At 71.1% G+C, this 25,170-nt stretch carries 21 protein-coding genes and 2 pseudogenes; 18 read left to right on the top strand and 5 right to left on the bottom strand.

Annotated features, from left to right (window positions below; all coding sequences use genetic code 11):
* Position 1: 1 nt before the first annotated feature.
* From ACYVK3_RS12005 to ACYVK3_RS11930, 16 genes are all read left to right on the top strand, one after another.
* Positions 2 to 1,150, top strand: a complete 1,149-nt coding sequence (locus tag ACYVK3_RS12005) for an acyl-CoA dehydrogenase family protein (protein ID WP_460497551.1) — start codon at positions 2 to 4, stop codon at positions 1,148 to 1,150.
* Between the two features lie 26 nt (positions 1,151 to 1,176).
* Positions 1,177 to 2,292: a cytochrome P450 family protein gene (locus ACYVK3_RS12000; protein ID WP_460497550.1), complete on the top strand. Its 1,116-nt coding sequence runs from the start codon at positions 1,177 to 1,179 to the stop codon at positions 2,290 to 2,292.
* Positions 2,289 to 3,320, top strand: a complete 1,032-nt coding sequence (locus ACYVK3_RS11995) for a Rossmann-fold NAD(P)-binding domain-containing protein (RefSeq protein ID WP_460497549.1) — start codon at positions 2,289 to 2,291, stop codon at positions 3,318 to 3,320. Before ACYVK3_RS12000 ends, ACYVK3_RS11995 begins: the two co-directional genes overlap by 4 nt.
* Complete coding sequence (locus ACYVK3_RS11990) at positions 3,313 to 4,479, top strand: saccharopine dehydrogenase family protein (protein ID WP_460497548.1); 1,167 nt, start codon at positions 3,313 to 3,315, stop codon at positions 4,477 to 4,479. Before ACYVK3_RS11995 ends, ACYVK3_RS11990 begins: the two co-directional genes overlap by 8 nt.
* Positions 4,476 to 5,786 (top strand): ATP-grasp domain-containing protein, encoded by a 1,311-nt coding sequence (locus ACYVK3_RS11985; protein ID WP_460497547.1) that lies wholly within the window; start codon positions 4,476 to 4,478, stop codon positions 5,784 to 5,786. The genes ACYVK3_RS11990 and ACYVK3_RS11985 overlap by 4 nt, the downstream gene beginning before the upstream one ends.
* A 9-nt stretch (positions 5,787 to 5,795) precedes the next feature.
* Positions 5,796 to 7,034, top strand: coding sequence for an MFS transporter (locus tag ACYVK3_RS11980; protein WP_460497546.1), 1,239 nt, complete (start codon positions 5,796 to 5,798; stop codon positions 7,032 to 7,034).
* A gap of 81 nt (positions 7,035 to 7,115) precedes the next feature.
* Entirely contained in the window at positions 7,116 to 8,426 is a 1,311-nt protein-coding gene (locus ACYVK3_RS11975) for a lysine N(6)-hydroxylase/L-ornithine N(5)-oxygenase family protein (RefSeq protein ID WP_460497545.1), read from the top strand.
* Complete coding sequence (locus tag ACYVK3_RS11970) at positions 8,384 to 9,448, top strand: NAD(P)/FAD-dependent oxidoreductase (protein ID WP_460497544.1); 1,065 nt, start codon at positions 8,384 to 8,386, stop codon at positions 9,446 to 9,448. Before ACYVK3_RS11975 ends, ACYVK3_RS11970 begins: the two co-directional genes overlap by 43 nt.
* A gap of 14 nt (positions 9,449 to 9,462) precedes the next feature.
* Entirely contained in the window at positions 9,463 to 11,703 is a 2,241-nt protein-coding gene (locus ACYVK3_RS11965; RefSeq protein WP_460497543.1) for a class I tRNA ligase family protein, read from the top strand.
* Positions 11,700 to 14,969 (top strand): non-ribosomal peptide synthetase, encoded by a 3,270-nt coding sequence (locus ACYVK3_RS11960; RefSeq protein ID WP_460497542.1) that lies wholly within the window; start codon positions 11,700 to 11,702, stop codon positions 14,967 to 14,969. Before ACYVK3_RS11965 ends, ACYVK3_RS11960 begins: the two co-directional genes overlap by 4 nt.
* The gene (locus ACYVK3_RS11955) at positions 14,966 to 16,483 is read left to right on the top strand and encodes an AMP-binding protein (RefSeq protein WP_460497541.1); all 1,518 of its coding nucleotides are present in this window, start codon (positions 14,966 to 14,968) and stop codon (positions 16,481 to 16,483) included. The genes ACYVK3_RS11960 and ACYVK3_RS11955 overlap by 4 nt, the downstream gene beginning before the upstream one ends.
* Positions 16,473 to 16,736, top strand: coding sequence for an acyl carrier protein (locus tag ACYVK3_RS11950; RefSeq protein WP_460497540.1), 264 nt, complete (start codon positions 16,473 to 16,475; stop codon positions 16,734 to 16,736). Before ACYVK3_RS11955 ends, ACYVK3_RS11950 begins: the two co-directional genes overlap by 11 nt.
* Before the next feature lie 5 nt (positions 16,737 to 16,741).
* Positions 16,742 to 17,359: a GNAT family N-acetyltransferase gene (locus ACYVK3_RS11945; protein ID WP_460497539.1), complete on the top strand. Its 618-nt coding sequence runs from the start codon at positions 16,742 to 16,744 to the stop codon at positions 17,357 to 17,359.
* Positions 17,360 to 17,364: 5 nt separating this feature from the next.
* On the top strand, positions 17,365 to 18,378 hold the full coding sequence (locus ACYVK3_RS11940) for a C45 family autoproteolytic acyltransferase/hydolase (protein WP_460497582.1): 1,014 nt from the start codon (positions 17,365 to 17,367) through the stop codon (positions 18,376 to 18,378).
* Positions 18,363 to 19,061 (top strand): 4'-phosphopantetheinyl transferase family protein, encoded by a 699-nt coding sequence (locus ACYVK3_RS11935; RefSeq protein ID WP_460497538.1) that lies wholly within the window; start codon positions 18,363 to 18,365, stop codon positions 19,059 to 19,061. Before ACYVK3_RS11940 ends, ACYVK3_RS11935 begins: the two co-directional genes overlap by 16 nt.
* Entirely contained in the window at positions 19,061 to 19,855 is a 795-nt protein-coding gene (locus tag ACYVK3_RS11930; protein WP_460497537.1) for a thioesterase II family protein, read from the top strand. The genes ACYVK3_RS11935 and ACYVK3_RS11930 overlap by 1 nt, the downstream gene beginning before the upstream one ends.
* A gap of 77 nt (positions 19,856 to 19,932) precedes the next feature.
* On the opposite strand, the gene ACYVK3_RS11925 is transcribed toward ACYVK3_RS11930, so the two are convergent.
* The 5 genes from ACYVK3_RS11925 to ACYVK3_RS11905 form a co-directional block, all read right to left on the bottom strand.
* The gene (locus ACYVK3_RS11925; RefSeq protein ID WP_460497536.1) at positions 19,933 to 20,091 is read right to left on the bottom strand and encodes a hypothetical protein; all 159 of its coding nucleotides are present in this window, start codon (positions 20,089 to 20,091) and stop codon (positions 19,933 to 19,935) included.
* A 77-nt stretch (positions 20,092 to 20,168) separates the two neighbouring features.
* Positions 20,169 to 20,918 carry a halocin C8-like domain-containing protein gene (locus tag ACYVK3_RS11920; protein ID WP_460497535.1) on the bottom strand — a complete coding sequence of 250 codons (750 nt, stop codon included), beginning with the start codon at positions 20,916 to 20,918 and terminating at the stop codon, positions 20,169 to 20,171.
* Between the two features lie 408 nt (positions 20,919 to 21,326).
* A complete protein-coding gene (locus ACYVK3_RS11915) occupies positions 21,327 to 22,226 on the bottom strand; it encodes a hypothetical protein (RefSeq protein ID WP_460497534.1) in 900 nt (299 codons plus the stop codon).
* Positions 22,227 to 22,315: 89 nt separating this feature from the next.
* The gene (locus tag ACYVK3_RS11910; RefSeq protein ID WP_460497533.1) at positions 22,316 to 22,726 is read right to left on the bottom strand and encodes a hypothetical protein; all 411 of its coding nucleotides are present in this window, start codon (positions 22,724 to 22,726) and stop codon (positions 22,316 to 22,318) included.
* Positions 22,723 to 23,145 (bottom strand): hypothetical protein, encoded by a 423-nt coding sequence (locus ACYVK3_RS11905; protein ID WP_460497532.1) that lies wholly within the window; start codon positions 23,143 to 23,145, stop codon positions 22,723 to 22,725. The genes ACYVK3_RS11910 and ACYVK3_RS11905 overlap by 4 nt, the downstream gene beginning before the upstream one ends.
* Before the next feature lie 480 nt (positions 23,146 to 23,625).
* Between ACYVK3_RS11905 and ACYVK3_RS11900 the strand changes: the two are divergent.
* A pseudogene (locus ACYVK3_RS11900) lies at positions 23,626 to 24,057 on the top strand (cellulose binding domain-containing protein); the annotation flags it as partial.
* An 18-nt stretch (positions 24,058 to 24,075) separates the two neighbouring features.
* A pseudogene (locus ACYVK3_RS11895) lies at positions 24,076 to 25,158 on the top strand (PQQ-dependent sugar dehydrogenase); the annotation flags it as partial.
* Positions 25,159 to 25,170: the final 12 nt, after the last annotated feature.

Below are 25,170 nucleotides of genomic sequence, written 5' to 3'. Positions count from 1 at the left end.
GATGAGTGCCGCCGCATTCGAGCCCGAAGTCCTGCGCCTGCCGCTGTTCGAGGACCGACACCGCGACCTGGCCGAGCGCCTCGACCGCTGGTGCGCCGAGCGTGCCCCCGACTGGGCCGACCCCGCCGCGACCGCCCCCGCCGATCGGTGCCGTGCCCTGCTCGGCGAGATCGGCGACGCCGGCTGGCTGCGGCACCTCGGCGCCGACCGGCCCTCCTCTGAGCTCCGATCCGTCTGCGTCAGAAGGCAGGTGCTCGCCTTCCACGAGGACCTTGCCGACTTCGTCTACTCCATTCAAGAGCTCAGCGCCGCCGCGATCGCCCGGTACGGGACCGAAGAGCAGCGCCGACGGCACCTGCCGGGCCTCGCGGCCGGAACCAGCGCCGGAGCGCTGGCCCTGTCCGAGCCCGGCGCCGGCTCCGACCTCGCCGGCGTCGCGCTCGAGGCCGAACCCGACGGCGACGGGTTCGTCCTCAACGGCGTCAAGACCTGGATCGCGCAGGGCGATATCGCCGACGTGCACGTCGTCCTCGCCCGCACCGGCGACGGACCGGGCCCGCTCGGACTCACCGCCTTCCTGGTCCCCGGCCACGCCCCCGGGCTCAAGGCCGCGCCGATCGGCGCGATCGCGCCCCGGTCGTGGGCCGAGCTCACCTTCGCCGACTGCCGGGTCGGACCCGACGCGGTCCTCGGCGAACGCGGGCTCGGCTACGTCGTCGCCCTCGATGTCCTCGAACGGGCGCGCATGACCGTCGCCGCCGCGGCGACCGGCTTCGCCGGACGCGCCTTCCGTCTCGCCCTCGAACACGCCCGCGGCCGGCGGGCCTACGCGGGTCGCCTCGCCGACCTTCAGCTCGTCAAATCCTCGCTGGCGGCGATGCGCATCAAGCTCTCGGCGTCCTCGCTGCTCACCGCCCGCGCCGCCTGGGCGGCCGACAACGGCGAGGACTACGCCGAGTCCTCGGCGAGCGCCAAGGTCTACGCCACCGAGGCCGCCTGCGAGATCGTCGACGCCGCCGTCCAGATCTTCGGCGCCGCCGGGCTCGTCGCCGACAGTCCGATGGAGCGGCTCTACCGCCAGACCCGCTCGCTGCGCATCTACGAAGGACCGTCCGAAGTGCTCGAAATGAGCATCGCCGAAGCCCTGTGACCGAACACGACCGACCGGGAGGCCCCATGACCACACCGCTCAGCGCGATCCAAGCCGACGACCCGTACGCGTACTACGCCCGGCTCACCGCCGAGCGCCCCTTCGCGTTCGACGCGGAGATCGGCGCCTGGGTCGCCGCCGACGCCGAAGCGGTCGCGACCGCCTTCAACGCCGCCGAACTGCGGGTGCGCCCGAGCGGTGACGAGGTGCCCGCCCCCATCGCGGACACCCCGGCCGGCGAGGTCTTCGGGCAGCTGGTCCGCATGCGGGACGACGAGGCCGCCGCCGAACTCAAAACCGCCGTCACCACGGCGCTGTCCAAGACCGCCCCCCAAACGATCGCCGAGACCGCCCGCCGCTGCGCGCGCCAGGCGCTCGAGAGCGGCATCGACTACCGCGAACTCGCCTTCGGCGTCCCGGTCGCCACCGTCGCCTCCCTCTGCGGCGTCCCCGAACCGGACCTGCGCCGAGCGGTCGAACTGACCGCCGCCTTCGTCCGCTGCATTCCGGCCTCCGCCGCCCCCGACGACCACGCCGCCGCAGCCGAAGCCGCCGCCGAACTCCAGCCCCTGCTCGCCCGCGCCGCCGAACGCGACGGCCTCGCCGCCCGACTGCTGGAGACCGCCGCGGCCCACCACGTCCCCACGGCCCCCGCCCTCGCCAACACCGTCGGACTGCTGTCCCAGACGTACGACGCGACCGCCGGCCTCGTCGGCAACACCCTCCTCGGGCTCGCCCGCCACGAACGCGGCGAGGACCTGCGGGCCTTCAGCGAAGAGATCGCGCGCCACGACGCCCCGATCCAGAACACGCGCCGCTTCGCCCACGAACCGTGGACCCACGCCGGGCAGACCGTCGAAGCAGGACAGCCCGTCCTGCTGCTCCTCGCCGCGGCCAACCGCGACCCGGCGGTCAACCCCGAGCCCGGCGACTTCGACCCCGCCCGCCCGCACCCCGTCTCGTTCACCTTCGGCTCCGGCCGGCACGGATGCCCCGGGCGCGCCGTCGCCGTCGACATCGCAGCCGCGGTCGTCGCCGAGCTCGAGGCAGCCGGATGGACCCCGCGCGACCTGCCCGAACGGCACCGCTACCTGCCGTCCCCGAACGCCCGCATCCCCATGTTCGAGGCGAGCGCGTCATGACCGGACTCCACCTGTGGCTCCGCGCCGAGACCCACCCGGGCGAGTGCCGCACTCCGCTCGCCCCCGCCGGAGCGGCGGCGCTCATCGAACAGGGCGCGACCGTGACCGTCGAGGAGTCCCCGGTGCGCTGCCACCCGCTGGAGGAGTACCTCCGCGCGGGCGCCCGCGTCGCCGCGGCGGGCTCGTGGCCCGAGGCCCCCGGCGACGCCTTCATCCTCGGCCTCAAGGCACTGCCCGAAGGGGACGGCCCGATCACCGGCCGCCACCTGTACTTCGCACACGCCTACAAGGGACAGGACGGCGCCGACGCGCTGCTCGCCCGGTTCGCCGCCGGAGGCGGCGAGATCCTCGACCTCGAACACCTCGCCGACAGCCAAGGCCGGCGCCTCGCCGCGTTCGGACACTGGGCCGGCTACATCGGTGCGGCCCTGGCGATCAGGCACTGGAACGGCGAGCTCGGCGGACCGCTCGCCCCGGCGTCCAAGGACGAGTTCGACGCGGCCCTCCGCCCGCCCGCGCGCCGGCCCCGCGTCCTCGTCGTCGGCGCGCTCGGACGCTGCGGGCGCGGCGCCCGCCGCGCACTCGAACGCGTCGGCATCACTCCGACGCGGTGGGACCTCGCCGAGACCGCCAGGCTCGACCGCGAGGCGATCCTCGCCCACGACATCCTCGTCAACGCCGTGGGCGTGAGCGAGCCCGCCGAGATCCTCCTCGGGCCCGAGCACCTGCGGACGGGCCGGCGCCTGTCGCTGATCGTCGACGTCACCTGCGACGTCGGCTCCCCGTACCACCTCCTGCCGGTCTACGACCGCCTCACCACCTGGGACGCCCCCGCCCGCGCCGCCGCCGAGGGACTCGCGGTGATCGCGATCGACAACCTCCCGTCGCTGCTGCCGCGCGAATCCAGCGACGACTTCTCCGCCCAGCTCGCGCCGCACCTGCCGCTGCTGCCCGACGGCGAAGCCTGGGAACGCAGCCGCCGCGCCTTCCGCACCGCCTTGCGAGACGAGGAGCTCGACCATGTCTGACCGCATCACCGAACCGACCGGGACCGTCCACTGGATCGGCACCGGGCTGTCCACCGGCCGCACCGGACTCACCGTCCTCGGCCGCGCCGCCGACGTCGTCCTGTGGGGCCGCACCCGCGACCGCGCCCGGGCCCGGCTCGACGCGCTCGGCGTCGACGCGCCGGTGGCCGTGCGCGGCCTCGACATCGACGACCCGGCCGAGGCGGTGCGACCGGGCGACGTCCTCGTCTCCATGCTCCCGGCCGCACACCATCCCCGGCTGCTGCGCACCGCGATCGACGCCGGAGCCCACTTCGCCTGCACCAGTTACACCTCGCCCGAGATCGCGTCGCTCGCCGGCGAGGCGGGGCATCGGCGCCTGGCCGTCCTCACCGAAGCCGGCCTCGATCCGGGCATCGACCACCTCATGGCCCACCTGCTGGTCGACCGGGCCCGCGAGCGCTTCGGCGAGGCCGCCGTCCGCGTTTCCCTCGCCTCGCACTGCGGCGGCATCCCGGCCGAGCCGGGGGAGTTCCGATACCAGTTCAGCTGGGCGCCACTGGGAGTGCTCACCGCGCTCGCCAGCCCCGCCCGGTACGTCCGGGACGGCGCGGTCCGCGAGACGCGGCGCCCCTGGGAGGACTGCGAGGACTACGCGCTCCACGGCGAGGTCTTCGAGGTCTACCCCAACCGCGACAGCACCGGATTCATCGCCCAGTACGGCTTCCCGGCCGCCTGGGCCGCCGAGTCGTTCGTGCGCGGCACGCTCCGGCCCCAAGGGTGGAAGCGGGCGTGGAAGGACGTGTTCGACGTCGTCGACTCCGGCGACCGCGACCGGCTCGCCGCGCTCGCCGACGAACTGGCACACCGGTATCCGACCACCGACGCCGATCGCGACCGCGTCGTCCTCGCCGTCTCCCTGGAGGCCGAGCGCGACGGTGAACGCTGGCAGGGCCGCTACGCGCTCGACGTCACCGGCGACGACGCCGACACCGCCATGGCCCGCTGCGTCTCGACCTCACTGGCCTGCGGCCTCGAACGCCTCCTCGACGGGTCCGCCGCGCCCGGACTCCACCGTGCCGCGGCAGACGCCGAAACGGCCCGCCGCTGGCTCGACCGTCTGGCCGCCGAAGGCCTGCTCTGGACCTACCACTCGACCGACCAGGAAGGACAGCGATGACTCGCACCGACGACCGACCCCGGGCCTTCATCCTCACCGGAGCGTTCTGGGTGATCTGCCGCAGCCCCCGCTACCTCACCGAACTCGCCGACCGGGGGCTGAAGATCCTCGTCGTCACGCCCGAAGGCTTCCGCGACCGCGCCGAGGCCGTCCGCGCCCAGGACGGCGGCCCCGCCTCGCTCATCGACGACGTCGCGTACGTGACCGGCTCGCTCGACAAGGAGGCCTCCTTCAATCCCGGCGTCGTCGCCGCGGTCACGGCCTGGCGAGCCCGCTACCGCATCGAGGGCGTCTACGCGGTCGGCGAGACCCTAGTCGAACCGACGGGCATCGTCGCCGACGCCCTCGGCCTGTCCTTCCCCGGCCTGCGCGCCAGCCGGGTGTGCCGCAGCAAATACCTCCAGCGCTGCTACCTCCACCGGCACAGCCCCGCCTCACTCATCGTCCCGCCCTCCGAACGGGACGGACTCGACCCCGCGGCCATCGACTACCCCGCGGTGCTCAAGCCGGCCACCCGCCATTCCTCCTCCGGCGTCGTGTCCGCCGACGGCCCCGCCGACCTCGCCCGCGAACTGTCCACCTACCCCGACCACGAGACCCTCCTCATCGAGCAGAAGATCACCGGCCCCGAATACTCGGTCGAGACGCTCAGCCAGGACGGGCGGCGCGTCTTCGCTTCGGTCACCGCCAAAACCACCACCGACACCCACAGCCGCACCTTCGTGGAGCTGTCCCACACCGTCGGCGGCGCCGACCCCGCGAACGGCGCCCTCCTCGACGCCAACGCCGAAGTGCTCGATCGGCTCGGCTTCGAGGACGGCATCACCCACTCCGAATGGCGGCTCGACCGGACCGGGACGCCGCGCCTGATGGAGATCGCCGCCCGCACCCCCGGCGACGGCCTGCTCCCGCTCTACGAACTCGCCACCGGGCTCCCCCTCGAAGACCAGATCATCCGCATCGCTCTCGGCGAACCCGCCGACTACCCCCGGCCCCGCCGGGCGGCTCGCCAGGTCTACCTCGAGCACCCCCTCGGCGTCCTCGAGGACGTCAGGCTCGACTGGCCCGGCGTCACGGCGTCATGGATCGGCGAGACCGACCTGTGGCCCCGCATCGAACCCGGAGGACCCGAAGACGCCCCGAGCCTTCGATCCGTGTTCGTGCACAAGGAAAAAGGCGCACCGCTCGAGCCGCTGCGCTCCTCGGACGACCGCGCCGTCACCTTCTTCATCGACGCGCCGGACACCGAACGGCTCGACGAGCTCGAAGCCCGCGTCCGGTCCGCCATCGACATCGTCGTGTCCTAGGAGCGCTCCGTGACCGCCACCGCCCCCGCACCGGCCGCCCCACGCGTCTGGGAGACCTTCCGCGACAGCCCCGCAGCCGCCAAGGTCATCCTCGCCGGCGTCACCGTCAACCGCCTCGCGGGCTTCCTCCAGATCTTCATCGTCCTCTACCTCACCCACGAGGGCTTCTCCGCCGAACAGGCGGTCATCGCCGTCGGCTGCTACGGCGGCGGCGCCGTGGCCGGCGCGCTCGCCGGCGGGACCGCCACCGAGCGGCTCGGCCCGCGGGCCGCCACCGTGATCAGCATGGCCGCCACCGCGGTCCTGACCGCCTCGCTGCTCTACGTCCCCGACTACCTGCTGCTGCTCGCGTTCGTGGCCGCGGCCAGCGCCTGCACCCAGCTGTTCCGGCCGGCCTCCTCGACGCTCCTGTCGTCACTGATCGACTCCGAGCGCCAGACGATGATCTTCGCGATGTACCGCCTGGGACTCAACCTCGGCGCGACCGGCGCCCCGCTGGTCGGCTACGGGCTGTACCACTTGGGCGGCGAGAGTTTCGTCTACGTCTTCTGGGGCGAGGCCGCCATCGCCGCGGCCTACGCCGCGCTAGCCTACGCCACGCTCCCCGCCAAGAGCGCGCTGCCGGTCGTCCCCGAGGAGCCCGACCGGGCCGCCGTGCGAGCTCGCGGCGGCTACGCGGCCGTGCTCGCCGACCGGCGGTTCACCCTCTACCTGTTCGCGACCTTCCTGCACTCGGCCGTGTTCGTCCAGTACGTGACGACATTGCCGCTCCAAGTGGAGGACGTGGGCATCGCACTGTTCTGGTACACCCTCGCCGTCTCGGTCAACGGCGCGATCGTCATCGCCTTCGAGCTGGCCATCACGAAGGTCACCCAGCGCCTCGCCGCGCGCACCGTGCTCGCCGCCGGCTTCGCCCTCGTCGGCGCCGGCGTGGCCTTCTACGCGCTCCCCATCGGACCCGCCGCCTTGATCGCCGGCACCCTCGTCTGGTCGCTCGGCGAGATCATCTCCGGGCCGGCGTTCTTCGCCCACCCCGCCAAGGCCGGCCCGGCCCGGCTCAAGGCCCACTACCTCGGCAGCTTCCACTTCATGTTCAGCCTCGGCATCGCCGTCGGTCCCCTGATCGGCGGCTGGCTCTATCTCCACATCGGATCACTGGTGTGGCCGGCGATCGCCACCGCCTCCCTCGCGGCGGCCGCCATCGCATGGACCTGCGTCCCCCGACCCGAACCGCCCGGCAACGCCTGACCCACCGCAACACCACCATCCGGGCGCAAGCCCGTACCCCCACAGGAAGGACTCGACGTGGGACCTGCATCTCCGCAAAGGATGACGTCCGATGATCCGACGCCTCACCTCCGGCTCGCCGGCATCGGCGCCGGCCCGGCCAACCTCAGCCTGGCCGCCCTGCTGCACGGCGACCCCGAGCAGCCGAACCTGTTCTTCGACCGCAAGGCCGACTTCACCTGGCACGACGACCAGCTCATCACCGGAGCGACCCTCCAGGTCTCGATCTTCAAGGACCTGGTGAGCCTGTCCGACCCGACCAACCGCTTCTCGTTCCTGTCGTACCTGCACGAGCACGGGCGGACGTACCACTTCCTCAACGCCCAGTTCGCCGAGGTGCCGCGCACCGAGTTCCGCAACTACCTGGCCTGGGCGGCGCGGAGCAACGAGAACATCGCCTACTGCGAGTCGGTCGAGAGCGTCGACTTCGACGGGGTCTTCCACGTCACCACCGACCGCAGGCGCATCACCGCCGACAACATCGCCGTCGGCGTCGGCACCGTCCCGTGGGTCCCGGACTTCGCCAGGCCCCACCAGGGCGCGACCCAGTTCCACGTCAGCGAGCACCTGAGCAGGTCGAAGGGCCTGAGCGGCAAGCGCGTCGCCGTCGTCGGCGGCGGCCAGTCCGGCGCCGAGGCGTTCCTCGACCTCCTCTCGCGGCCCGACTCGGAACGCCCCGAACGCGTCGTCTGGATCTCCAGGCGCCGCAACTACTTCCCGATCGACGACTCGACCTTCACCAACGACTTCTTCATGCCGGACTACTCCGACTACTTCTTCCGGCTGCCCGAGACCAAGCGGTCCGAGCTCATCTCGGCTCACCTGCTGGCCTCCGACGGCATCTCCGAGTCCACACTCCGGGCGATCTACCAGGAGCTGTACCGCCTCCAGTTCATCGACCGCGACGAGCGCCGCTTCGGGCTGCTGCCCAACCGGACCGTCACCGCCGCCGACCGCGCCGCCGACGGAGCCTGGGAGCTGACGCTGCGCCACAACGACGAGCCCGACCAGCCCCAGTGCCTCGCCGTCGACGCCGTCGTCTGGGCCACCGGGTTCCGGCCCGCCCCGAAGACGTTCCTGGAGCCCCTGCTCGGCCGCATCGAGACCGAGAACGGCGAGTTCCGCGTGAACGAGGACTTCGCGGCCAGCTGGGACGGTCCGCCCGACCGGAACATCTTCATGCAGAACGCCGTGCGCGGCCAGCGCGGACTCCCGGACGTCAACCTGAGCCTCAACGCCTGGCGGGCGAGGCGCATCGCCGACCGCCTCCGCGGCCGCCCCGCCGCCGACCCTGCGCTGTCGTTCATCGAATGGTCCGTCAAGAACGCCAAGGACACGCAATGGACGGTGTAGACATCGCGGTCATCGGCGGCGGCGTCATCGGCGCCGTCACCGCCTACGAGGCCGCCGCCGCCTTCCCCGACGCAGGCATCGCCGTTCTCGAACGCGGGCTGCTCGGCCAGGGCGCCACCGCCCGCTCCGCGGGCGTGCACTTCCCGCGCGGCGCGAGCGAGCGCGTCAGGTCCATGACCGAGTACAGCCACCGCTACTGGCAGCGCCTCGCCGCCGAACTCGACCTGCCGCTGCACCCGACCGGCGCGACCGTCCTCGCCTCGGCCGACCGCGCCGACGCGGTGCGCGAGAACTACCTCCGGCTGGGACCCGAGACCGCCCGCGAGACCGAAACGCTGTCCGGAGCCCGCGAATGGAGCCTCCACGGGTGCCACTACGCCGACGTCGAAGGCGTCGCCCGAGCGATCCTCACCGAACTGCGACCGCGCGCGACCGTCTGGGAGGGCGTCGAAGTCACCGCCCTCGACGCCGGCGACGGCTGGCTGCTGAGCCTCGGCCACGGCGAGCGACTCCGCGCCCGCCGCGTCGTGCTCGCACCCGGCCCGTGGATCGCGCACCCCGCCTGGGCCGGGCTCCTCGCGCCGCTGGGCCTGCGCGTCAAGAAGATCGTCGCTGCCCACATCGACGTCGACCCCGCTCCCGGGGACACGCTGGCAGTGTTCGACGACGAGGACGCCTTCGTACTGCCGCTGCACCACCGCGGGCACTTCCTGTTCAGCTACACCTGCGACGACTGGGACGTCGACCCCGACACGGTCGAGCGCGGACTCGCCCAGGCGGACCTCGCCGACGCCCGGGCCGTCCTCGAGCGCTACGCGCCTGAGCTGGCGCCGCTGTGCCGCTCCGGCCGCGTCTTCTGCGACGCCTACAGTCCGGTCCGCGAACCCGTGATCACCGAGCTGCGTCCCGGCCTGGTCTTCGCCGGGGCGGCGGGCGGCTCCGGCTACCGGCTCGCCCCCGCCATCGCCGCCGAGACCGTAGACGCACTCGCACCCACGCCCTCCCGGGCTCTGAACCGCTAACGACGGAGGCAGTCATGATCCTGAACCACTACCGCGAATCCGAACTCACCGAGGCCTTCGGCATCGACATGTCCTCAGTAGAGGGGCTCGGCGTCGGCGCCGGCTGGGGCCGTGTCGCGCCGGGCGCGAGCTCCACCAGCCACCAGCACGACGAGACCGAGTTCTTCGTCATCGTCGCCGGCGAGGGCGAGCTCCGCATCGACGGCGCCGTCCACCCGGCCCGGGCCGGCACCGTGGTGCTGTTCGAGCCCTTCGAATCGCACGTCATCACCAACACCGGCGAGAGCGACCTCGTCTTCTTCACCCAGTATTGGCGCGACGCCGCCCGCGCGCGGGCCTCGGCCACCTCACGGTTCCGGCCCCAGGCCACCGGCCGCCCCCAGTTCGTGTTCTCCACGCCGCCCACTCCCAACGGCGACCTCCACCTCGGACACCTCTCCGGCCCCTACCTCGGCGCCGACGCCTACGTGCGCTTCCAGCGGCTCTGCGGCAACCGCGCCTGGCACCTCACCGGCAGCGACGACTTCCAGAGCTATGTCGAGGCCGCCGCGGCGCGCGACGGCGTCACCCCCGCCGAGGCGGCCCGCCACTACTCCGCCGAGATCGCCGCCACCCTGGCGGCGATGGACATCGACGTCGATCAGTACTACACCACCAGCGTCGACGAGGGCTACGCCGAAGGGCTCCAACGGTTCTTCACCCGCCTGGTCGACTCCGGCCGCGTCCGCCCGAAGGCGACCGGGGCCCTCCTCGACGCCGAGAGCGGCAAGTACCTGTACGAGGTCGACGTCTCCGGCATCTGCCCCGGATGCTCCGGCCCCACCGGCGGCAACATCTGCGAGGAATGCGGCGAACCCAACCTCGTCGCCGACCTCGGCGAGCCGCGCTCGCACCACAGCGAGACCACCCCGCGGACCGCCGACGTCGACCGCTGGACCCTGCCGCTCCACGAATTCGCCGACGCGGTCGCCGACCACCATCTGCTCGGGCGCGTCCCGGCCCGCCTGCGCGAACTCGCCCACCGCGTCTTCTCCCGCGAGAGCCTCGAACTGCCCGTCTCCCATCGCTCGGACTGGGGCGTGCGACCGGCCGAGGACGAGCTCGACTCCCAGGTGATCTGGGTGTGGCCCGAGATGAGTTACGGCTTCCTCCACGGCATCGAGCGCCTCGGCGGCGAGCTGGGGGAGCGGTGGTCCCGCGAGACGCCGTCGTCCGACTGGAAGATCGTCCACTTCTTCGGCTACGACAACAGCTTCTACCACTCGATCCTCTACCCGGTCCTGTACCGGCTCGCCTTCCCCGAGTGGAACCCCGACATCGACTACCACGTCAACGAGTTCTACCTCCTCGAAGGCGCCAAGTTCTCCACCAGCCGCCGCCACGCCATCTGGGGCAAGGAGATCCTCACCCCCGAGACCGTGGACGCCGTCCGCTACTACCTGTGCCGCACCCGGCCCGAGCACGAACGCACCGACTTCCGCCGTGCCGAATACGACCGCGCCATCGCCGACACGCTCATCGGCCGGTGGCAGGTCTGGCTGGCCGACCTCGGCGAGCGCGTCCGCCGTGACTTCGACGGACGCATCCCCGACGCCGGCACCTGGACGACCGAGCACACGGCCTTCCTCGCGCGGCTCTCGCAGCACCTCGATCAGGCCACCGCCGCCCTCGGCGCCGAAGGCTTCTCGCTGCGCCGGGCCGCGGCCGTCCTCGACGCCATCGTCGACGACGCCACCGAGTTCTCCCGCCGGCAGTCCCGACTGCACGGCATCGGCCGGTGGGAGTCCGAGGGGCGCACCGCGACCGCCCTCGAACTGGCCGCGGCCCGACTGCTCGCGACCGCCGCCGCGCCCCTGATGCCGCGGTTCTCGCAGCGACTCACCGCCTCGCTCGGCCTCCCCGCGGTCGACGCCTGGCCCGACACGGTGGAACTCGTCCCGCCCGGCGCCCGCTCCACGCTGGCCGGCACCCGCTTCTTCACCGCCGCGGCGCCACCGGCGGCGCTCGCATGGCTGCGTGCCAAGGTCGCCGTCCTGCTGAGCCTCGAAGCGGACTTCGAAGACCTGCCGCTTCCCGAACTCGGAGCCAACTCGCTGGCCGCGACCACACTCCAGTACCACGCCCTCAACGAACTCAAGGCGGACGTGCCGCTCGAGGCCTTCCTCGGCGACGCGCCCCTGAGCACGCTGGCATCCACACTGGATGATCTGGCCGACCCCGATCTGCTCGCCGCCCTCGGACGGGAGGAACGATGACCGACACCCCCGCCGCCGTCCTCGCCGACCTCCACCAGGCGGGCCTGGCGATCTCCGCCGTCGACGGCAACCTCAAGCTCGAGGGCCCCAAGGAGGCCATGACCCCCGAGCTCATCGCCCGGCTCAAGGCCGCCAAGGCCGAGCTGGTCGAGCACCTGGCCGCGCTCGAGGACGCCTTTGGCCTGACGCCCCTGCAGCGCGCCTACCTGCTCGGCAGGTCCGGCCTGGTCGACATCGGCGACGTGGCCAACCAGGTCTACCACGAGATCGAAGGCGCCTGGGACGTCGACCGCCTGCGCCGGGCACTGGAGGACGTCGCCCGCGCCCACTCCGCGCTGCGACTGGCCGTCATCGACGAGGAACGGCAGGCCGCGACCGGCGCCCTCCCCGGATTCGCCGTCACCGACCTGCGTGGACTCGACCCCTACCAGCGGGAACGGCGGCGCCGCGCCGTCCGCGAACGCCGTTCCCATCTCAAGCTCCCCGCCACCGGCCCACTGATCGACGCCGAGGTCTGCGTGCTCGCCGACGATCGGATGGTGCTGTGCGTCAACCACGACGGCATGGCCGTCGACGGCATCAGCATGTTCCTCCTCTTCGGCGAGTGGCACCGCCGCTACGAGTCCGGCGACGACGTCGAGGTGCCCCGCATGGACTTCCGCACCCACGTGGAAGCCCTGGACGCGCTCGCCGGCACTCCCGTCCACGAACGCTCCCGCGACTACTGGCACTCGCGCCTCGACGAGCTTCCGCCCGCACCCCGGCTGCCGCTCGCCGCCGACCCGTCCGCCATCGGCGCCACGCGCGTCGTCCAGCGGCGAGTGCGCCTCGACACCGACGAATGGACACGCCTGCAACGCCAGATCAAGGCCGCGGGCCTGACACCGTCGGCCGCGCTGCTCGCCGCCTGGGCAGAGACCCTGTCGCAGTGGGGAGCCGGGAACGAGTTCACGCTCAACACCACCGTCTCCCAGCGCCGGCCGATCCACCCGGGCGCGTTCACCGCCATCGGCCAGTTCTCCGACCCGCTGCTCCTCGCCGTCAACATCGACCGGAAACAGACGTTCGCCGAACGCGCCCGGTCCCTCCAAGAGCGACTGCGCGCCGACCTCGACCACCGCCACTACTCCGGCATCGACGTCATGCGCGAGCTGGCTCGCTGCCGTTCGGACGCGCGGTCCGCCGCCATGCCCTACACCTTCAACTCCACACTGGATGCGATCGGCGGCGTCGACGGCTCTGCCCTGGAAGCGTTCGGGCCCGAGGTCTTCACCGTCTCGCAGACCCCGCAGGTGCACCTCGACGTGTTCGTCCTCCAACAGCACGGCGAACTCGTCGTCCGCCTCGACGCGGTCGAGGCGCTGTACCCACCCGGCCTGCTCGACGCCCTCGTCTCCGGCTTCGATGCGCTCCTGCACCGGCTCTGCGACCAGACCGCCTGGGACGCGAAGCGGTTCGACCTCCTGCCCGCCTCGCAGCGCGACGCCCGCGCGATCGCGAACGACACCGCCCGCGCCTTCGAGCCGGCCATGCTCACCGACGCCTTCCTGCGGCACGCCGCACAGCGCCCCGACGCGGCGGCGATCATCACCGCCAGTGAGCGGATCACCTACGGCGAGCTGCTGGCACGGTCATCCGGCGCCGCGGCCTGGCTCCGCGAACGCGGCGCCGGGCGCGGCGACCTCGTCGGACTGGTGATGCGGCGCGGGCCGGAGCAGATCGCGGGCATCCTCGGCACGCTGCTCGCGGGGGCCGCCTACGTCCCCGTCGACGCCGACCTGCCCGCCGCACGCCGCGACCGGCTGCTGCGCGACGGTCGCGTCGCGCACGTCCTCACCAACGTGGCAGGCGAGACCGGCCTGGCGGCGCTCGACCTGCGCGAGGCGCCGCGAGCGGCCGCTCCGCCCCAGATCCCCGCAGCCGACCCGAGGGACCTCGCCTACGTCCTCTACACCTCCGGCACCACCGGCGAACCAAAGGGCGTCATGGTGACGCACCGGAACGTCACCAACGTCGTCGACGACTGCGCCGAGCGGTTCGCGATCGGCCCCGACGACCGCTTCTTCGCCATCAGCGCCTTCAACTTCGACCTGTCGGTGTGGGACGTCTTCGGCGCCCTGAGCGCCGGGGCCGCGCTGGTCATGCCCGACCCCGACCGGGCCGCGGACGCCGCGCACTGGCACGGACTCGCCGAGGCGGCGGGCGCGACCGTGTGGAACTCGGTCCCCGCGATCGTGCGGATGCTCGCCGACCACGACGAGGCGCTGCCGCCGTCGCTGCGGCTGGTCATGATGAGCGGCGACCGCATCCCGCCCGACCTGCCCGCTCGGCTCTACCGCGAGCGACCCGAGCTGCGTGTCGTCTCGCTCGGCGGCCCCACCGAGACGACCATCTGGAACATCTGGCATCCGATACCGCCCGACCATCCCGCCGACACGCCGATCCCGTACGGCCGCCCCAACGCGAACAACCGCGCCCACATCCGCGACGCCGACGGCCACGACTGCCCCGACTGGGTCCCCGGCGAGATCCTCGCCGCCGGCGCGGGAGTCACCCCCGGCTACTGGGACTCGCCCGAGCTGACCGCCGAACGCTACTTCGACGACCCGGCAGGCGGGGAGCGGCTGTACCGCACCGGCGACCTCGGACGCTACCGGCCCGACGGGACGATCGACATCCTCGGCCGCACCGACTTCCAGATCAAGGTCAACGGCCACCGCATCGAGGCCGGCGAGGTCGAGACCCGACTGGCCGCCCTCGACGCCGTCTCCCAGGCCGCCGTCGCGGCCCACAAGGCCGCCTCCGGCGCGGTGCTCGTCGCCCACCTCGTCCCCGCCTCCGGCGATCGGCCCCCGCTCGCCGAGATCCGCGAGGCACTCCGCGCCGAACTGCCGGACTACATGGTCCCCGCCGCGATCGTGTGGCACACCGCGCTGCCGCTGAACCGCAACCGCAAGATCGACCGGGCCGCGCTCGCCGCCGCCCAGATCGATGACCAGGGCGACACGCTCCGGCAACCCGCCGCCGACCCGGCCATCGAGGCCCGGATCGCCGAACTGTGGTCGAGCGCCCTGCGCGTCGCCGAGCTCGACCCCGAGTCCGACTTCGCCGCTCTCGGCGGGGACTCGCTCACCGCGGCGCGCATCCTCACCGCCGTCCGCGCCGAATACGGGATCGGGCTGCCGCTCGACGCGATCTTCGCTCTGAACACCGTGCGCGCCATGGCCGGTCACATCGCCACCGCGAAAGAACGGGAGCAGCAATGACCGCATCGATCGTCAACCGCATCGTCGCCGACCGGCCCGCCCACGGCGGCGCCCTCACCGTCGCCGGGCTCGGCCACCGCCGTCGCATGCCCCTGGCCGAACTGCACGACCGCGCCCGCGCCGTCGCCGCGGCCCTGCGGAGGGAGGGGATCCGCGAAGGCGACCGCATCGGCGTCCTCGCCGCCAACCGCCTCGAATGGGTCCTGCTCGATCTCGCCGCGCTCATGATCAAGGCCCAGACCGCCGGCTTCGAGCCCGGCAAGTTCGCTCCGGACGCCGAGCTGGTCGACCGCTACGACCTCGACCTGCTGTACACCGACGCGCCGATCCCCGACCACGCGCCGCCCACCGTGCGGGCCATCGCCGACGTCGCCGATCACGCCGACGAAGCGCCACCGGAGTCCCGAGCGGCCCGATGGGAGCCGGACGAGTGCACCACCGTCAAATTCACCTCCGGATCCACGGGCGTCCCGAAGGGACTCGAAGCCACCGCCGCCAGCATCGACTCCTCGCTACGCGACGTCCAAGGCATGTTCGACCACGGCCCCGGCGACGACATCCTCGTGTTCCTGCCACTGTCGCTGCTCCAGCAGCGCTACTGGCTCTACTCGGCGCTGCACTGGGGCCACGACATCACCGTCACCACCTACCAGTCGGTGTTCGCCGTGATGCCCGCCGTGCAGCCGACCGTCGTCATGGGCGTGCCCGCGTTCTTCGACACCGCCAAGCGGCACATCGAAGGACGGCTCGCCGACGGCGTCGACGCGGCCAAGGCCGCCGCCGAGCTGTTCGGCACCCGCATCCGCTACCTGTGGACGGGATCGGCCCCCGCCGACCAGGCCATGCTGCGGTTCTTCACCGAGACCGGCCTGCCCATCTTCGAAGGCTACGGCCTCAACGAGACCTGCATCGCCACCAAGAACCACCCCGGCGCCCACCGCGAAGGCAGCGTCGGCAAGGCCCTCCCCGGCAAGGAGATCCTCATCGACGACGACGGCGTGGTCTGCGTCCGCAGCGACCATCCCGTCAACACCGCCTACACCTACGCCCCGCCAGGCGAGAGCGAACGGATGTTCAAACCCGGCGGCGTGGTCCGCACCGGCGACCTCGGCCACCTCGACGACGACGGCTTCCTGTACATCCACGGCCGCGCCGACGACGTCATCGTCCTCGACAACGGCAAGAAGGTCATCGTCCGCCCCGTCGAGACCCGATTTCGCGACACCGGCGCCGTCGCCGAGTGCGTCCTCTACTGCCCCGGCCAGACCGAGCTGGTCGCCGTCGTCTCCCCGCACGCCGGCCCGATCGACGCCGAGGCGATCGCGGCGGCGCTCGAAGCGGTGAACGCCGACTCCGAACCCGACGAGCGCATCGCCCGAGTCATCACCGCAGACGAGCCGTTCACCATCGACAACGGCCTCCTCACCTCCCAGTTCAAACCGATCCGCAAGCGAATCCACGAGCGGTACCGATCCCGCATCGACGACCCGAAAGAAGGCCTCCATGCCCGCTGATCTCGACACCCTCGCCCGCCAGCAGCTCGCGCAGGTCCTGCGCGACCGACCCGACCCGGCCTCCCTCGACCTCGGCGAGGACCTCGTCGAAACCTACGGACTCACCTCGCTCAACAAGGTCCTGTTCCTCACCTCGCTCTGCAAGGCCGCCGACGTCGGCCTCGAGAGCTTCACCGAGGACGACCTCGCCCGCATGCGCACCCTCGGCGACGTCGTCGACGCCCTCCGACCCCGCGCCCACCAGAAGGGATGACATCGATGACCGACACCGCATGGCACCAGACCGCCCCCGCCGTCCTCGAGAACGAGCACGTCCAGTTGCGACCGGTGACCGAACCCGACCGCGAACCACTGCGCAAGATCGCGTTCGGCGAGGGCATCTGGGACTACTTCGTCAGCCGCGTCGACACCGACGCCGACTTCGACGCGTTCTTCGACGCCATGATCGCCGACCAGGCCGCCGGACGGCGCGCCGTCTTCCTCATCGTCGACAAGGCCACCGAGCGGGCCGCCGGCAGCTCCAGCTACGGCAACATGGCCGAAGCCGACCGGCGGCTCGAAATCGGCTGGTCCTGGCTCGGCATCGACTTCCAAGGCCGGGGCGTCAACCGCTGGGCCAAGTACCTGCTGCTCCAGCACGCCTTCGAGGACATGGGCGCGGTGCGCGTCGAATTCAAGACCGACGTGCTCAACGCGCGCGCCCGCGCCGGCCTGCGCAAGATCGGCGCCCGCGAGGAAGGCGTCCTGCGCAGCTTCAACTACATGCCGGGAGGCCGCAGACGCGACGCCGTCTACTACTCGGTGCTCTCGAACGAATGGCCGTCGGTGAAAGAACAGCTCCGCGACCGCGGCAAGGCCGTCAACCCGTCGCTGTGAACGACATGGCGCTCATCGAACTCGCCGGAGGCCCCCGCGAGCGGGGCCTCGCGCACGGGCGCGCCATCGCCGGCCGCCTCCACGAGTTCCTCGACGACTCGCTCGCCCGCCTCGACCACCTGAGCGACCGGCCGCTGGACCGCCGCTCGGTGCGCCGCGCGATCGCCGCCCACAGCGACGCCGTCGGCGAGGCCCTCCCGGACATCGCCGAAGAGGTCGACGGCTTGGCGGCCGGCGCCGACACCGACCACGACGAGGCATGGCTCCTCCAACTGCGACGCGAAATCCTCGGCTACAGCCGCGTCACGGCCGGCGACTGCACCACCTACGCCTCCGTGCGCGGCCGACCCGTCCTGGCACAGACCGTCGACCTGAACGGGAACCTCGACGACCAGATCGCCGTCCTCGCCGTCTCCGGCCCGCGCCACCGCTCGCTGGTGCTCAGCTTCGCCGGGCTCCTCGGCTACCTCGGCGTCAACGACGCCGGGGTGGCCGTCGGCCTCAACCTCGTCATCGGCGGGACATGGACCCCCGGGGTGCCGCCGTACCTGGCGATCCGGCACGTGCTCGACAACGCCGACAGCGTCGAACACGCGGTGGAGATCCTCGGCGGCCTGCACCTCGCCAGTTCGCGCTCGTTCACCGTGTGCGGCACCGACCGCGCCGTCTGCGTCGAGGCACTGGGGGAGGAGCGCCGACTCCTCGAAGGCCCCGAGCTCGTCCACACCAACCACTTCCTGCACCCCGACCTCGCCGTCCACGACGAGATCAACGTCTTCGCGAAGAACTCGTCGAAGCGGCGGCTCGAAGCCGTCCACGCCGCGGGCATCCCCGACGCGGACGACGTCGAGGGCCACCGCCGGCTCCTGTCGGCCCGCCCGATCAACGTGCCGGACAACGGCGACATCCGCCGCGAGCGCACGGTCGCGGCGGTCGTGCTCCGCCCCGACACCGGTGAGCTGCGCCTGTGGCCCGGTGACCCCGCCGCCGCTCAGGAGCACCTGTGGGCCCTGCGGTGACGGTCCACGTGTGGGTGGTGCCCCCGATCGAGGAGCACCGACCGGAGGCGGCCCGGCTGCGCGGCGCACTCGCCGACGATGAGCGCGAGCGCCTGGAGCGCTTCGCCTACCCGCACAACAGAAGTCAGTACCTCACCGCCCACGCGCTCCTTCGGTGCGCGCTGAGCGCGATGACCGCAGGCGTCAGCGCCGCGCAGTGGCGGTTCACGGCCGTCCGAGGCGGCAAGCCCGCGATAGCGGCCCCCGCCTCGACACTGCGTTTCAACCTGTCCCACACCGACGGCGCGGTCGCGTGCGCGATCGCCGACGGCGCCGACTGCGGCATCGACGTCGAGGCCGCCGACGCGGTCGGGGAGGACGTCGACGCCTTCGCGTTCACCGCCGAGGAACGAGCGCGCATCGCGCTGGCGCCCGCCGCTTCACGAGCATCGCTTCGTGCATCGCTGTGGACCCTGAAGGAGGCCTACGCCAAGGCCACCGGCGAAGGCCTCACCGCCCGAGTCCGAGCGACCACCCTCGACCCCCTGCGGCCCGGCGGCCGACTGCTCGGCCCGTGGCGCTTCATCCGATTCGCCACTGGCCGCCACACGGTGTCACTCGTCGCCGAACCCAAGGGCCGACGGCTCAGATGCCGTCTGCACCGCACCTTCCCCACCCCGCCGACGACAGGGAGCAGCATCTGATGCCGACGCCGAGACGCCGAGGATGGTTCATCGAGGCCGACGACGCGCCCCGTTCCGCCCCCAACCTCTACACCTTCGTGCACGCTGGCGGTCGGGCCGACCGATTCCTGGACTGGCAGCCCGGTCTCGAAGACCGGGCCCGCATCGTCGCGGTCTGCGCGCCGGGCACGGGCCACCGCTTCACCGAATCCCGACTCGACGACGTCGCCGCACTCGCCGAGGCCGCCGCCGAAGCGATCACCGCGCACGCCACCGGACCGTACTTCCTCTTCGGGCACAGCCTGGGAGCGCTGGTGGCCTTCGAGACCGCGCGCCGACTGCGCGGCGGTCCGACGGCCCTGACCGTATCGGGCTGCGCGGGCCCGCCACTCCTGCCGTCCGAACGAGTGAAGCGACTCGCCACGCTCGGGGCGAGCGCGTTCGCGGAGGAGGTCCGCTTCTTCGGCGGCATTCCGCCCGAGATCGAAAGCGGCTCCGCCGCTGCGGCTCTGCTGCTCGAACCGCTCCGCCGCGACTTCGACATGGTGGCCGCCTACGAGTTCCAGAACGGACGCCCGCTCGACGTGCCGGTGATCAGCGTCGTCGGCGCCGATGACTCGCACGTGGACGATGAGGGCACCGCGCGCTGGCAGGACGTCACCGCGCGTCCGTTGGAGCGCCACGAAGTGGCCGGCGGCCATTTCTACTTCGAGGACGACGACGGACCCGTCATCGAGATTCTCCGCCGAACGATCGACCGCCACCGCCACCACCAGGCCCCGCGCTCCGCCGACACGCACGTCGAACTGATCTAGGTCCCGCTTCGGTCAAGGGCGCAGTCCGTTGTACGACGATGGCGCGCCGCTGGGCGACCGGCATGAGCGGTGCTCATTCACTCGCGTCCGAAGAAGAGGCCCAAGAGGAGCCATCCGGCGGCTGCGGCGAGCCCGATGACGACCGCCGCCGTGACGCGTTCGAGCGCGATGTAGAAGCCGATGCCGAAGACGAGCGCCAAGATGACGGCGCCGCCGATGCGGAAGGTGTTCGACATGGGAACCTGCCTTTCTCTGATGTCGGTGCGGGCGGGGAGGGGCGGGGGGCGCACCGGCCGGTGCGCCCGCCGACGGCTCACCCGCAGATGGTCTCCGTGGCGGCCTGGCATCCCAGGAAGGCGATCAGGGAGCACACGGTGGCGCAGCCCAGACCTCCCGGTCCAGAGACGAGCCCGAGGGCGACGCATGCGCCGTAGCAGCCCGCTCCGCCGCCTGTCGCACAGAGTGCCCCGACGGCCCATTCGCACACGCCTTGCTGCGACACGTCGTCGCCGGCGGCCAGGGCCTGCGCCGCCTCGGCGCACTCGGCGTCGGCGGTGCCGGTCGCCGCACCGTTGGCGGCCGTGGTCAGCTCCCGGTATTCCGGAGCGGCGCTGAGTTCGCCGTCAGCGCCGACGGTGCCCTCGTAGACCGGTTCGCCCTCGTCGAGCACCGCGATGTCCACGGCGTTCGAGTCGGCCCCGCGATCGGCCGCGGGAGTGAAGACCATGGTGCGGTCCCACAGGACTCGATCGGCGGCGAGGTCGACGAAGTAGAGGCTGACCCGCGAGTGCTCGGGGTCCAGCGAGTTCACGGCCACACTGGCGTAGTCGCTCTTGACGTTGACGACGGCCTGTTCGAAGTCGAACGGCGCATCGGCCACTTCCTGCTGGCGCGCGAACGCCGCCGAGTCCGCGACGGTGTCCTTCGCTTCGATCTGCTGATGCGACGACCCGGTGGAGTCCGGTGGTTCGGGAGCGTTCGGTTCTTGGGGATCGGCTTGTGCGGACGCCCCGATGCCGAGGAGCCCGACGATCGCGGTGACGCACAATAGGAGTCGCTTCATATTGGTTTCTCCTTGCTCTTGGCAGTGCATTACGAGGGCAGATTTCGTCTTATGAGGACGTTCGATGAGTGAGGAGAATTCCGCCCTATCAATGTGTTATCACCGTTGTCAGGACGAAGCAAGGCCTACAAGAGTGCCATTCTCACATTCATTCGGAGGCAATGCGATCAGCCATTTTAGATAATGGTGCCAATGGTGACGAATGCGCCTTTCGAATGAACAGACAGGTCCTGTTTCGAAGAGCACCGAACCGGCCATATGAGATGCACGTGGTCGCTTGTGTCCTGTGCGGGAAGAGGTGATCGCTGCGCCGTCTCGGAACGGCGGAACCGGTGTGCCCGGTGAGAACGGTGGAGCGGGTGAGCGGCGACCGATTTCCGAACGGGCGTAGGTTCGGCGCCGAACGGCTCAGTCGGAGCCGGGCAGCGCTCGTGCCGGGGCCGAGAGGAACTCGATTGCGGCTGCGGACAGGGTGGTCATCTCTTCGGCGGCTTGCGCTTCGTCGACCTGGTTTTCGTCCCAGGCGCCGAAGACCGCCGCGATGTAGCGGTGGTCCGGCCCGATGGTGCCGGTGGAGACCAGGAAGCGGTCGGGTTTGCAGCAACCCCATCCCTGTTTGACCGCCCAGTCCCGGCCGTCGGCGGCGGAGGGGATGCCGAAGGTCTGGTCGAAGCCGTCGGCTCCGGTCTCCGTCATCGCCGCCAGCGCATCGAAGATGATCGCGCGGTCGCGCCCCGGCAGTGCTTCCAGGAGATGAATGTAGACGCGCACCACGTCCGAGGCGGAGATCAGCGTGTCGCCCCAGCGCACCCACTTGGCCGAGGGCGCTGTGTGCACGAGCCCCATCGCGCCCGCCTGCTCGTCGATGACGGCGGGTCCGTTGAGCTCGGCCCAGAGTTCCGACGCGATCAGATCGTCGCTCCTGGAGAGCATCTCCGCCACCGAGGACTCGTCCGCTTCGTGTTGGAGGGCGCCGACGGCGATCAAGAGCTTGACGATCGACTGAGAGAAATGGGTGGCGTCGGCCCGGTGGCTGAGCAGGTACCGGTCCTCCACCGAGTCGTAGAGCACGAAACTGAACTCGCCGGTCAGATCCGCCTCGCGAAGGAGCCGCTCGGCGTCGAGTTCCCAGCGCGGCCCGCTCTGCGATCGAGGCACCGCCGTCTCTGCCCTGGAATCGGACACCGCCCGCGGCTCGTCGAGCGTCGAGGCGAGGACTCCGGTCGTGACCACCACGACCGCGATCACGGCTATCGCGGCTCCCGCGAGCCACTTTCGGCGGACGACTGCATTGAACTTCAGGGGCATTCCGCGTCTTCTTCGAGCGTAGGTGGAAGGCAGCTACGAGTTTAGCGGCTCGCCGCACCCCTGAGGCGCGTGAGGTTTCGCGTCGGGTCCTATGGTGCGCTCACGACCCCCTCGCGAATGTTGTTCCGGATCATGACTCCGGTTCGGTAGGCCAGGAAGATGAGTGCCAAACCGTTGAGGGCGTGCACCAGGAACAGCGATTGCCCCCAGATCGTGCCGGGGACGTTGACCAGGGCCATGCCGTGCTGGAGCAGTACGAGGACGGCCCCCAGGACGGTCATCCACACGATCTTCGCGCCGGGCCGCGCCGCGAGCGCGAGGAGGATCGCGGCCGAATAGAGGTACAGGAGGGCATCACCGTTTCGGACATGCATCGCAAATCCGTCCTCCAGCGCGCCGCCGTAGCCGACTCCGAATCCGGCCAGGGCGAACTGGACGACCAGCAGTGTCAGCAGCAGCAGCATCCAGATCCGCAGGACTCTGGTGAAGGCACGATTCATGCCGGGACCTCGCTTTCTCGCGCCCTCCGGGCGCGTTCTGTCTCGACCGCCTGCTTGGCCAGTCGGGCGACGACCAATTGCACGGTGAGGACGCCGAGGCCGTTGAGCGCGTGGAGGGCGATGCCGATGCCCCCGCCGACGCCGTCGGTGCCGAAGCCGTAGGCGAGCGCGCCCTGCATCAGGATCATTACGGCCGACAGGACCGTCAGCAGGGCGGCCTTGCGCCCCGGCCGAGCGATGAGGACGAAGACGATCGACAGCATGAGCCAGAACATGAGCATGCCGCCGTTGCCGACGTGGGCGACGAAGCGCATGATGCGCTCCCCGCCCTGCCCGACGGCACCCCACCCGGCGAGTCCGACTTGGAGTGCGAGGAGCGCGACGATGAAGCGCGTCCACCCAAGGAAGAACAGTGTCACCGCAGGCGCCCCTCGCATCTGGCCTCGACCGAAGGGCGGTGCGGACGGTGTCCTCGAGCGGTCAGCGTGGGGTCGGGGACTTCGATGGTGGTGTTCGCTCTTCGCCGTTGCATGCGGCCGAGTCTGCTGCCGCCTTCTGCGCTCCGGCATCGGCCCAAAGGCGTCAATGGGCCTACTCCGCGGGAGGTAGGACGGCGCCCGCCGTACCTCCCGCGGTCATTGCCGTTCAGGTCGTGCGGGCTCGCAGGTGCGTCCGCCGGCTTCCCGGCGAGGACATAGACCCACTGGGCAAGGCGGATCCCCGCACATTGCGCCCCCGCTCGCACTGGAGGCGACGAAGGCCGAGGTCGGCGGTGTCCGCTCCTGAAGGGATCGGGGCAATCGGCCGCAGCCGCCAAGCCTCCGGGCACGCCTCTCGCCGACCGCAATTGTATCGACTACTCTCGATATAACGGATGTTGTCTGACACTGGGCTGGGCGATGCGCGTCCAGCCGGAGGAGGGACGTCGCATGGAATTCAGGCGAGGTCGATCAAGGCGGCTCGCAGCAGTAGCCGCCGCGTCAGGAGTGCTCATCGCCGGTGCGGTGGCGGTGGTCGCGGCGAACCCGGCACACGCCGCCGCTTGCGAATCGATCGAGTACCGCATCGTCAACGACTGGGGCAGCGGCCACCAGGCCGCGATCTCACTCGTTACCGGAACCGAGCGGGTGGACGGCTGGAGCCTTTCGTTCGACATGCTGGACGGGGCGGTGGTACAGAACGCCTGGAACGTCCACTGGGACCAGACGGGGCCGACCTTCACCGGCTCCGATGTCGGATGGAACGCCACCGTCGAGGCCGGGCAGAGCCGGGAATTGTTCGGCATGATCGTCTCCGGAGGCGCCGGCCAGCCCGAGTCCTTCACGCTCAACGGCGTCGAATGCGGCGAAGCGGGGGAGGATCCGAGCGAGACCCCATCGGAGGATCCGGACCCGGACCAGGTCGATGCGACCCTGACACCGGTGGCCAGCGGATCGGCGCCTACGGCCGGGACGGTCGGACCGGACGGGGCGATCTGGATCGCCAACCGCACGGGCACGGTCCAAGTGCTGGGCGGCGATGGCTTGAGCGAACCGGTACTCGACATCAGCGACGAGACCACCATCGAGGGCGAGCGGGGCCTGCTCGGCATCGCGTTCGATCCGAGCTTCGACCACTTCTACATCTCGTACACCGACCTGAACGGCGATACCGCCGTCGAAGAGTTCGGCATGGCCGAGGGCCAGATCCAGCTCGACACGCGGCGAACCGTGCTCACTCAGGAGCAGCCGTTCTCCAATCACAACGGCGGCCACATCGCCTTCGGGCCCGACGGGATGCTCTACATCGGGCTCGGTGACGGGGGCAGTTCCTTCGACCCGTCCGACAACGCGCAGAACTTGGGGACGCTGCTGGGCAAGCTGCTTCGCATCGACCCTTCGGGCGCCGAGCCGTACGCGATCCCGGCCGACAATCCGTTCGTCGACGATCCGGACGCCCGAGACGAGATCTGGGCCTACGGACTGCGCAACCCCTGGCGGTTCTCATGGGACGCCGAGACCGGCGACCTCTACATCGGCGATGTGGGGCAGAACGAACGCGAGGAGATCAACGTCGCCCCCGCCTCCAGCACGGGCGGTGAGAACTACGGCTGGGCCCGCATGGAAGGCACCCTTCCGGTCTCGGGTCAGGAGCCGGCGAACCACCGGCCGCCGTGGTTCGAATTCGACCACAGCGGGGGAGCGTGCTCGGTCACCGGCGGGTTCGTATACCGCGGCAGCGCGATCCCCGAGCTGCAGGGGGCCTATGTGTACAGCGACTTCTGCCTCGGAGTGGTGCTGGCACAACAGATCGACGACGGCGCCGCGGCAGGTGCGATCGAATTCGGCGGCAGCGTCGGTGTCGGATCGATCGCCTCGTTCGTGGAAGGGCCCGACGGCGAGCTGTACGTCCTGGGCCTCGGAGGTCGGATCCTGCGCCTCGACCCGATGTGAGCGGAGGCGATC

This window comes from Glycomyces tarimensis (assembly GCF_054776215.1).
This window is presented reverse-complemented; position numbering and strand designations above follow the sequence as displayed.